This is a genomic window from Streptococcus phocae (assembly GCF_001302265.1).
Lineage (GTDB): Bacteria > Bacillota > Bacilli > Lactobacillales > Streptococcaceae > Streptococcus > Streptococcus phocae.
Map to the genome: position 1 here is coordinate 1 of NZ_LHQM01000080.1, position 596 is coordinate 596.

1 protein-coding gene is annotated in these 596 nt (G+C 31.4%); it reads right to left on the reverse strand.

Translation table 11 applies throughout. The features are described from left to right. Nucleotides 1-187: 187 nt before the first annotated feature. Nucleotides 188-520, reverse strand: coding sequence for a hypothetical protein (locus AKK44_RS08460; RefSeq protein ID WP_054279303.1), 333 nt, complete (start codon nt 518-520; stop codon nt 188-190). Between the last annotated feature and the right edge of the window lie 76 nt (nt 521-596).

Here is a 596-nt window from a genome sequence, read left to right on the forward strand (position 1 = left end):
AAATACTGATTGAATGTTATTTGGTTAGTGAGAACGTATCTAGTCAGGAACTTATGGAGAATTTAATCGCTCTAAAAACTGGTGCTACGAGACCAAGAAAAGAGCTTTGCTTCAGTTTGGGGAGTTTTATAGTGTTAAAGTATTAAAAAAGAAGCAAGGAATCTTTCTCACTTCTTTTGTATATAGATTAGTCGATGTCGTTTTGAGTCTCTTGTAAATTTTTTTCTAATTCATCAATAACTTGTTTAACGTCCGATGCCTTGCGACAACGTCTTGCTTTACGGTAGTAAAAAGTATAATAGCTATTGTATTCATCAGTATCTGTGACTCCATATTGTTGTAATAAGTTTCTTATTTCCAATTCAGCGCCATTTCTCGCTTCTCTATCTGTTTGGGTACCATTTTGTCTTAAAAGACTAGGATTATCATAATAAGAAGATGCACTTACAGAATGAGTTGATAGAGCAGCAGTACTAGCTAGCATTAATGCAGCAGCACTTAGGAATAATGTTTTTTTCATAAAAAACCTCTCTTAATTTAATATAGTATACATTCTATTAGAAACATACTAAATAACTATATAAAAAATATTTTTA